The organism is bacterium (genome assembly GCA_035380285.1).
Taxonomy (GTDB): Bacteria; Auribacterota; Erginobacteria; order Erginobacterales; family DAOSXE01; genus DAOSXE01.
The window spans coordinates 1-8,613 of the sequence record DAOSXE010000056.1 but is presented as its reverse complement, the minus strand read 5'-3'; the positions used below and the strand labels follow the sequence as shown (position 1 = coordinate 8,613).

The 8,613-nt window shown below is 64.3% G+C and carries 9 protein-coding genes; 3 read left to right on the top strand and 6 right to left on the bottom strand.

Translation table 11 applies throughout. From position 1 onward, the window contains the following. Together PLZ73_12375 and PLZ73_12370 are read right to left on the bottom strand one after the other, a co-directional pair. Positions 1-2,482 (bottom strand): hypothetical protein (locus tag PLZ73_12375; protein HOO78669.1); only part of this gene is annotated, 2,482 nt, incomplete at its 3' end. Then, positions 2,479-2,844, bottom strand: coding sequence for a YraN family protein (locus PLZ73_12370; protein ID HOO78668.1), 366 nt, complete (start codon positions 2,842-2,844; stop codon positions 2,479-2,481). The genes PLZ73_12375 and PLZ73_12370, both read right to left, overlap by 4 nt. 92 nt (positions 2,845-2,936) lie before the next feature. Here PLZ73_12370 and PLZ73_12365 point away from each other — a divergent pair, with 92 nt between their 5' ends. The 3 genes from PLZ73_12365 (at position 2,937) to PLZ73_12355 (ending at position 6,574) form a co-directional block, all read left to right on the top strand. Next, positions 2,937-4,760, top strand: coding sequence for a chloride channel protein (locus PLZ73_12365; protein ID HOO78667.1), 1,824 nt, complete (start codon positions 2,937-2,939; stop codon positions 4,758-4,760). 109 nt (positions 4,761-4,869) lie between these two features. Then, entirely contained in the window at positions 4,870-6,258 is a 1,389-nt protein-coding gene (locus tag PLZ73_12360) for a TrpB-like pyridoxal phosphate-dependent enzyme (GenBank protein HOO78666.1), read from the top strand. Between the two features lie 28 nt (positions 6,259-6,286). Further along, positions 6,287-6,574: a hypothetical protein gene (locus tag PLZ73_12355; GenBank protein ID HOO78665.1), complete on the top strand. Its 288-nt coding sequence runs from the start codon at positions 6,287-6,289 to the stop codon at positions 6,572-6,574. A gap of 22 nt (positions 6,575-6,596) precedes the next feature. Here PLZ73_12355 and PLZ73_12350 read toward each other — a convergent pair whose 3' ends face one another. The 4 genes from PLZ73_12350 to PLZ73_12335 form a co-directional block, all read right to left on the bottom strand. Further along, complete coding sequence (locus PLZ73_12350; protein HOO78664.1) at positions 6,597-7,226, bottom strand: ribonuclease HII; 630 nt, start codon at positions 7,224-7,226, stop codon at positions 6,597-6,599. Continuing rightward, on the bottom strand, positions 7,227-7,571 hold the full coding sequence (gene rplS / locus PLZ73_12345; protein HOO78663.1) for a 50S ribosomal protein L19: 345 nt from the start codon (positions 7,569-7,571) through the stop codon (positions 7,227-7,229). A gap of 77 nt (positions 7,572-7,648) precedes the next feature. Beyond that, positions 7,649-8,359 carry a tRNA (guanosine(37)-N1)-methyltransferase TrmD gene (gene trmD / locus PLZ73_12340; GenBank protein HOO78662.1) on the bottom strand — a complete coding sequence of 237 codons (711 nt, stop codon included), beginning with the start codon at positions 8,357-8,359 and terminating at the stop codon, positions 7,649-7,651. Positions 8,360-8,423: 64 nt separating this feature from the next. Continuing rightward, a partial coding sequence (locus PLZ73_12335; protein HOO78661.1) for a KH domain-containing protein occupies positions 8,424-8,613 on the bottom strand: 190 nt, incomplete at its 5' end.

Here is an 8,613-nt window from a genome sequence, read left to right as displayed (position 1 = left end):
CGAAGACCCGCCCCAGCCATTCCCCCGTCCCCGCTTCCGCCACCACCCACTTCCAGCCGTAGGGCTGCGGTGAACGGTAGGCGGAGAGATACATGTCGGTGACCGTTTCCAGCTCCAGCGGAGCCGCGCCGTATTCCGGGGTCGGGGTCGTGCTCGGCGTCGGCGGGGCGCTGGGGGTAGTGCTGGGAGTGGGGGTAGGAGTCAGGTAACCCACCCCGGTGGGAGTCGGCACCGGTGTCGGCGGGGCGCTGGGAGTAGCCGAAGGCGCCGGCGTCGGGGTGGGGGTGACGGTGGCCGTGGGGGGGGGAGTGGGGGTCGGAGTGGAAGTGGGGGTGGGAGTGGCGGTGGGGACGGCCTTGGCCAGGCTGGTCAGCCAGCGGTCATGGTAGGTGCTCCCGTCGGCGGCCACGTAGTAACTCACCGAACCGTCGGTCTGCAGGCCGAACACCGCGGGAGGATAGATTCCGACTGCCTGCCCGGGGCCGCTTTCCCCCGTATAGGTGAAGGAAAGATAATCTCCCTCCTCCACCTCCGGGGGCAGGGCCCCGCCGATGACTTTGACCATGACCGGAACGGATTCGGGCAGAGAGGTGTACGAGACGAATTCGCCCGAATAATCGTAAATCCGTCCCATCCAGCTTTCCCCGGCGGCCTCGGCCACCGTCCACTTCCACCCGTGGTAAAGGGGGGATCGCGGCCGGGAAAGAGCCATGCCCTCGGCCTGGGAGACGGTCAGAGGGGCGGTCCCATAAGCCGGGGTGGAGGTGGGAGTAACCGTCGGGGTGGCCGAGGCCGTGGGCGTGGCCGTGGGGGTCAGATATCCCGCCGGGGTCGGAGTGGGGGTAACGCTGGAAGTGGGCGTAGCCGAAGGGGTCGAACTCGGGGTCGCGCTCGGAGTCGGGGTTTTGTAGCCCGGGGGCGTGGGGCTGGGCGTGGGGGTGGGCGGGACCGTGGCCAACGCTTCCACGACCGCCACCACCGCGTCCCCCCAATAATCGCCCATGCCTCCCAGGGAAGCCTGGTAGGGGGCGACGGTGGGGAAATCCTGGGAGATGGTGCTGCCGCCCAGGCAGATCGAATAATCGGAGCCCAGGGCGATCCCGGAAATCAGGTCGGTAAGGCTGCCCCCCAGATAACTGGAAAAATCGAGGTCGCCTCCCCCCGGTGAAAAAACGGCGACGAAACCGTCGATGTCCCCCCGCAGGGCGGCCTGGAACGGGCGGACGGTGGGGAAGTCGGAGGATTTGGTCAGGGCGGTCACGTACGCGCGGCCCCAGGGGTCGACGTCGATGCCCCCGTTGTAGCTGGTGCCGTCGTCGTTGCCGTCCCAATCGGCGCCGCCGAGATAGGTGCTGTAGATCAGGGTGGACCCGTCGGAGGAAAACTTGGCCACATAGGCGTCGGCGGCGCCGGCCAGAGCGGCCTGATAAGGGTTGGCGGTGGGGAAGTCGTCGGTCTTGGTGTAGCCGAGAATGTACATCGCTCCGTCGGAGTCGACCGCGATGTCCTGCACCGACTCGGGAAAGGACGCGTGGCCGCCGAAGTAGCTCCCATAGAGGAGGGTCCGGCAGGAAGAGTCGAGACGGGCCAGGCAGCCGACCAATATCCCTTCGTCGGCCGGGTTCGCGGCCATGTAGGCCCCGCAGGTGGGAAAATCGTCCGACGTGGTCTGCCCCGCCAGATAAACGCTCCCGTCGGTCCCCACCGCCAACCCCAGGAGGTTGTCGGTGGACTCGCCCCCGAAAAAGGTGGATGAGATCGGCGTGCCCCCGGAATCGAACCGGGCCACCACCATGTCGGTGCCCCCGTTCAGGCTCCCGTCGTAAGGATCGATGGTGGGGAAATTCCCGGAGACGGAAACGCCCCCGATCACGATCTCTCCTCCCGGCTGCAGGGCGACGGCGGGGCGCCCGAAATTATTTTCGGCCCGGATACCGCCGAAGTAGGTGGAGAAGACCAGGCTGGAGCCGTCGGAGGCGAACCGGGTTATGAAGATATCCTGGGCGCGCTTGGGATCCCGGGGCCCCGAGCCGACGCTCAGTTCCGACTGCCAGGAGTTGAGGGTGGGAAAGTCGTAGGACTGGGTGGAACCGGTCACCACGATCTCCCCGGAAGCGGTAAAAACGGCGTCGTAAGCGAAGTCCTTCCAATCCCCTCCCAGGTAGGTGGAAAAGATCAGGGACGACCCGTCGGAAGAGAAGAGGGCGACAAAACCGTCGGAAGCGCTGTCGCCGTTATAGCCGGGGGCCAGGCCCGGTTGGACGGGGTTGACGGTGGGGAAGTTGATCGATTCGGTGATCCCCGTCACGCAGATCGCGCCGTCCGGAGCCACGGCCAGCCCGTAAAAAAGTTCGTAATCGGAACCGCCCAGGTAGGTGGAGTAGCGGAGATCCTCGGCCCGGGCCCCGCCCCCGACCGCCAGCGCGGCCGCCAGGACCGCGGCCCCGAGTACCATTCCCGTTTTCGCGCCCGGTCGCTTCATGCCCGGAAGGCTCCGGGCAGATGATCGACCTCCCCGGCCCCGAGCTCCACGGTGACGACGTCGAACCGGACGGGGGTCGTGTAGACCGGACAACCAGTTTTTTTCAAGTACTGCTGCGCCACTTTGACGATCCGGGAACGTTTGCGGGCGGTGATCGAAAAACGGGGGGAGATCTCTTCCCGTCGGGAACGGGTCTTGACCTCCACGAAAACCACCGTCTCCCCTTCGCGGGCGACGATGTCGATCTCCCCCCCGCGTGCCCGGAAATTGGTTTCCACTATCCGGAATCCGCGTCGTGACAGGTACCCGGCGGCCAGTTCCTCCCCGGCCCTGCCCGTTTCCTGATTGCATTTTTCGACCATGTATAATTCTACCAGATAACGGTTGCCAATGCACGGGTTCCGGCCTTTTGAGATTGCCGCCGTCCGTATTTGTCTTTACTATCTTTCGCACCATGGCCGGAAGAGGACATAAGCCCTGCGAAGGGGGAGCCGAAGGTTGGATCGGCTTTCTCCTGCGCAATATCAGCAGATTCAAGATATCCCCCATCCAGATCACCTTCGCTTTCGCCATCATCATCGGCCTGGCGGCGGGCGCCGGAGCCTACGTTTTCCGGTTTCTCATCCTGCTGGTCGAAGAACTCTGCCATCTGGACACGGCCGCGGACTGCGTCGGACTGGGAGGATGGCTGATTCTGCTCCCGGCGGCCGGCGGCCTGATCGTGGGCCCCCTGATCTACCTTTTCGCCCGGGAAGCCAAAGGACACGGTGTTCCCGAAGTCATGTACGCCGTCCTGAAAAAAGGAGGCCGGATCCGGCCCATCGTGGCCGTCATAAAAAGCATCGCCTCGGCGCTCACCATCGGAACCGGGGGGTCGGCCGGGAGCGAAGGACCGATCGTGCAGATCGGGGCCGGATTCGGCTCCACCCTGGGCCAGATCTTCCGGATGCCCCCCCAACGAATCAAGACCTTCGTCGCCTGCGGGGCGGCGGGGGGGATATCGGCCATCTTCAACGCTCCCTTCGGCGGGATCATGTTCGCTCTGGAGGTGATCCTCGGGGAGTTCCGCGGACTCAATTTCATCTATGTCGCCATCGCTTCGGTCGTCTCGGCCCTGCTCAGCCGGATGCTTTCGGGGAACGCTCCCATCTTCGACGTCCCGACCGCGTTGAAGATGGCCTCTCCCTTCGAAATCGTCCTTTACCTGGGACTGGGGGCTTTCGTGGCGTTCGTGGCCAAACTTTTCATCCATGTTCTCGAACATTTCGAAGACTGGTACGACCGGCTCCGGTTCCCCGACTACCTCAAGGCTTCCACCGGAGGGCTGGCGGTGGGGTTGATGGCCTACTTCGCCGTCAGGCTGGTGCCGGTCGATGCCCTGGGAAGCCCGCTGGCGGTGATGGGGGTCGGATACCACACCATCGGCCAGGTCATGAACGGCGTTCTCTACGACTCCACCCCGCTCCAGGCGCTGGCGCTCTCCCTGCTTTTACTGGGATGTTTCAAAATCGTCGCCACCGGTTTCACCCTGGGCTCGGGGGGATCGGGCGGCGTATTCGCCCCTTCCCTCTTCATCGGGGCCATGGCCGGGGGGCTTTACGGAATCGCGATGGAGGCCATTTTCGGCCGTACCAGCGGACCGGCCTGCTACGCTCTGGTGGGCATGGGAGCCTGTTTCGCCGGCGCCGCCCACGCTCCGATCACGGCCATCTTCATCCTCTTCGAAATGACCGACAGTTACGAAATCATTCTCCCCATCATCGGGGCGGTGGTGGTCAGCTCCCTGGTCGCGCACTGGATCAAGAAAGAGAGCGTCTACACCGAAAAACTCAGGCGCAAGGGCGTGGACCTGGATCGGGGCAAGAAGAAGGACGTGCTGGAAGCGATGGTGATCGGAGACGTCATGATCCGCTCGGTCCAGACCATCCCGGTGGACATGTCCCTGGAAGAACTCAAAGGGAGAGTGGGGAAGACCCTCCACACCAGCCTGCCGGTGACCGATCCCCGGGGAAACCTGATCGGGGTCGTTTCCTACAAGGAACTTCATCAGGCTTTTCTGGCCGAGGCCTTCGACCCCGGTCAGCGGGCGGAGGAAATCATGAACACGAACCCGGTGGTGGCCTTCCCCGACGAGCCGGTGAGCGAGGTCTTCAGAAGAATGCAGACTCATTACCAGGGGTTCGCCCCGGTGCTCAAGGGGCCCGGCGACCTGAGGGTGATCGGCCTGGTAACCTACAGCAACATCTTCGACGCCTACGAACGGGCCCTCCTCGAATAAACCCGGAACCGAAGCCCCCGGCGAATGATATTGACAGAGGCCGGCATTTGCCCTATATGTTTCTACCAGTAGTAACGTAACCCCGGGAACCTTCTCGAAAGGAGAACTCATGACCGTCAAGGTGCTGTTGGACGAAAACGAGATCCCCCGCCAGTGGTACAACCTGGCCGCCGACCTCCCCACCCCCCTCCAGCCACCCCTGGGGCCGGACGGCCAGCCCGTCACCCCCGACATGCTGGCCCCGGTCTTCCCCATGAACCTGATCGAACAGGAAGTCAGCCAAGAGCGGTGGATCGATATCCCCGAAGAAATCCTGGAGATTCTCTACCGCTGGCGGCCCTCCCCGCTCCACCGGGCCCGGGCGCTGGAAAAGGCCATCGGCACGCCGGCCCGGATCTACTACAAGAACGAAAGCCTCTCCCCGGCCGGAAGCCACAAACCCAACACCGCCGTAGCCCAGGCCTGGTATAATAAAGAATTCGGGATCAAGCGCCTGACCACCGAAACCGGCGCCGGCCAATGGGGAAGCGCGCTGGCCTTCGCCTGTTCGCTGCTGGGGCTGGAATGCAAAGTGTTCATGGTCCGCATCAGCTTCGATCAGAAGCCGTTCCGGAAAGTGATGATGCAGGTCTGGGGCGCCGACTGCGTGCCCAGTCCCAGCCCGGAAACCAACGCCGGGCGGGCCATCCTGGAAAAGCTCCCCGACACTCCCGGATCCCTGGGCATCGCCATCTCCGAAGCCATCGAGGCCGCCGTCACCGATCCCAAGGGCGAGACCCGTTATTCCCTGGGCAGCGTCCTCAACCATGTCCTTCTCCACCAGACCATCATCGGCCTGGAAGCGAAAAAACAGCTGAAAAAAGCCGGGGAGAAGAAAGTGGACGTGGTCATCGGCTGCGCCGGCGGCGGGAGCAATTTCGCCGGGCTCTCGTTCCCCTTCATCTACGATAAGATCAACGGCGCGGAGATCGAGATCATACCGGTCGAACCTTTCTCCTGCCCCTCCCTGACCAAGGCTCCCTTCGTCTACGACCACGGAGACACCGCCCGCATGACCCCCCTGCTCCCCATGCACTCCCTGGGCCACGACTTCATTCCGCCGCCCATTCACGCGGGAGGGCTCCGCTACCACGGCATGGCTCCGCTCGTCAGCCAGGCCGCGGTCGAAGGATTGATCAGCCCCCGGGCGATTCATCAGCTCGAATGCTACCGGGCCGCCGTGCTCTTCGCCCGCAGCGAAGGGATCATCATCGCCCCCGAGACCAGCCATGCCGTGGCCGCGGCCATCCAGGAAGCGGAAAAAGCCCGGGAGGAAGGCAAAGAGAAGGTGATCGTCTTCAACCTCAGCGGACACGGACTCATGGATCTGCTGGGCTACCAGAAGTACTTCGAGGGCCAGTTGGAAGATTATGAACTGCCGGACGAGGCGATCCGGACTTCGCTGCAGGCACTGGAAGGGCTTCCCAAGCCCAGCCTGGCCAAAACCGGAAAATGGTAGCCCGGAAACCGGGGTCCGGGCGCCGGCGGTGAAAGAGGAATTCGACTCCGAAGAGATCTACTGCCGGAAGCTGGGACACCACCTCGGTTTCTCCTACTGCCGACGGGAACGGGGGGGCCTGCCCTGCCCCAGGATACTCGAATGCTGGGCCCGGCGGTTGCCGGTGCGGGAATTCCTGAAGTCGAACTATTCCCCGGAAGAACTGGCTCCGATCGGACGTCCGGCCCCGGGGAAGGCCTCGACCCTGATCTCCCTGATCGAAGCGGCGCGCAAGAGCGCCGAATGCGGGGAAAAAACGCCGGGAAGCGGCGGATAAATCCCGCGGGGGGGCGACGGCATCACAAAAACCGCGCTACCGGCCGGAAGCTGCGGCGGTGGATGGGGCACGGTCCCAACCGTTCGAGACCGGCACGGTGGGCGGCGGTCCCGTATCCCTTGTGCCCGGCGAACCCGTACCCGGGGTAGACCCGGTCGTAGTCGATCATGATCCGGTCCCGGGTGACCTTGGCGATGATGGAAGCGGCGGCGATGGAGACACTCCGATCTTCTCCCCGGCAAAGGGCCTCCTGGGGAAGCCGGGCCCAGGCGGGAAGCGTCAACCCGTCGATGAGGAGCGCCGAGGGCGGGGGGGCGAGAGACGAGAGAGCCGCTTCCATGGCCCGGCGGGTGGCGCGCAGAATGTTGATGCGGTCGATCTCGTCCGCATCCACCCGTCCCACCCCGACCTCGATGCCTTCCAGCGCGGCCAGAGCGGAAAAAACCTTCTCCCTTCTCCGGGGAGCGAGCTTCTTGGAATCCACGATGGGAAGGTCGAATTCGAAGACCGCCGGCAGAATCACCGCCGCCGCCACCACCGGCCCGGCCCAGGGGCCCCGGCCGGCTTCGTCCAGGCCGGCCACCCGCAGGTGGCCCCGCGCGTGAAATTTCCGCTCCCAGGCCAGGCGCGCGGAAAGTTCCTCGGAAAGCATCTAGCGCTTGTCTTCCTTGACCCGGGCTTTCTTACCGCGACGGTCGCGCAGATAGTAGAGTTTGGCCTGGCGGACCCGGCCGCGGCGCTTGAGTTCGATCTTGGCCACGCGGGGCGAATGGATGGGAAAGACTTTCTCCACGCCCCGGCCGTACGATTCCCGTCGGAGGGTAACCGTTGCCCTCGCCCCGGAACCGGCGCGGGCGATGACGTAACCGGTGAAAATCTGAATCCGCTCGCGGCCTTCCTCGATGATCCGGGCGTGAACCGCCAGAGTGTCTCCGACGGTAAACTCGGGAACATCGTCCTTGAGCCGTTCCCGTTCGATCTTGTCGATGATGTTCATAGGGTTGTTCCTCGGGTGCAAAAAGTTTGATCCAGGCGGGTATATTTACCTTTCCGCACCGGTCATGACAAGCTTTTTCACGGATTTTCCCCGCCGCGGCCGCCCGTTTCCAGCAGGTCGGGCCGGTTGGCGCGGGTAATCTCCCGGGCCCGCTCCAGCCGCCAGCGGGCGATCGCCTCGTGGTCGCCCGAGAGCAGAACCGGAGGAACCTCCCGGCCGCGGTAGACCCGAGGCCGGGTATAATGAGGGTATTCCAACAGTCCCCGGGAGAACGATTCCTCCAGGCTGGACTCCTCGTCGCCCAGAACCCCCGGCACCAGCCGGACCAGGCTGTCGGCCACGACCAGCGCCGGAAGGGCCCCGTTGGTGAGAATATAATCGCCGACGGACAATTCCTCGTCGACCAAGGCCTCCCGGACCCGCTCGTCGACGCCCTCGTAATGCCCGCAGATCAGGATCAGGTGCCGCTCGCGGCTCAGGCGCCGGGCTGCCTCCTGACGGTAGGGGACCCCCCGGGGCGAAAGCAAAACGACCCTCGATTCCGCGGAAGCGAGGTCGTCGATCGCCTCGAAGATGGGTTCCGGCTTCAGGACCATTCCCGAACCGCCTCCATAGGGGCGATCGTCGGCGGTGCGGTGGCGGTCGTGGGTGTACTCCCGAAGATTGACGATCCGGAAACGGACCAGACCCTTTTCCCGGGCCCGCTTGACGATGCTCTCGTCGAGATAGCCGGAAAACATTCCCGGGAAAAGCGTGACGATATCGATCCTGATCGGATTGACGCTCATGATCCGAATGCAAACGCGCCCGCCCCCGAAGGAGCGGGCGCGTCCATGCTTCCGACCGGCCGGATCAGACGGCCGGAGTGTCGCTGTCGAGCACTTCCAGCGAAGCCCGGATGTTGCGCTTGGCCGCCATGGCGTTGAGGAGAGTGCGGATGGCATTGATGGTCCGGCCGTTTTTTCCGATTACGCGGCCGATGTCCTCGTGGCGGACCCGCAGTTCGAAAACCACGGTGCTCTCTCCGTCCACCTTGGTGACT

Bases quoted from the DNA above. Each gene is read 5' to 3' on its own strand.
- PLZ73_12365 (HOO78667.1), top strand. From the start codon at position 2,937: ATGGCCGGAAGAGGACATAAGCCCTGCGAAGGGGGAGCCGAAGGTTGG.
- PLZ73_12350 (HOO78664.1), bottom strand. From the start codon at position 7,226: ATGCTTTCCGAGGAACTTTCCGCGCGCCTGGCCTGGGAGCGGAAATTT.
- rplS (HOO78663.1), bottom strand. From the start codon at position 7,571: ATGAACATCATCGACAAGATCGAACGGGAACGGCTCAAGGACGATGTT.
- PLZ73_12370 (HOO78668.1), bottom strand. From the start codon at position 2,844: ATGGTCGAAAAATGCAATCAGGAAACGGGCAGGGCCGGGGAGGAACTG.
- PLZ73_12360 (HOO78666.1), top strand. From the start codon at position 4,870: ATGACCGTCAAGGTGCTGTTGGACGAAAACGAGATCCCCCGCCAGTGG.
- trmD (HOO78662.1), bottom strand. From the start codon at position 8,359: ATGAGCGTCAATCCGATCAGGATCGATATCGTCACGCTTTTCCCGGGA.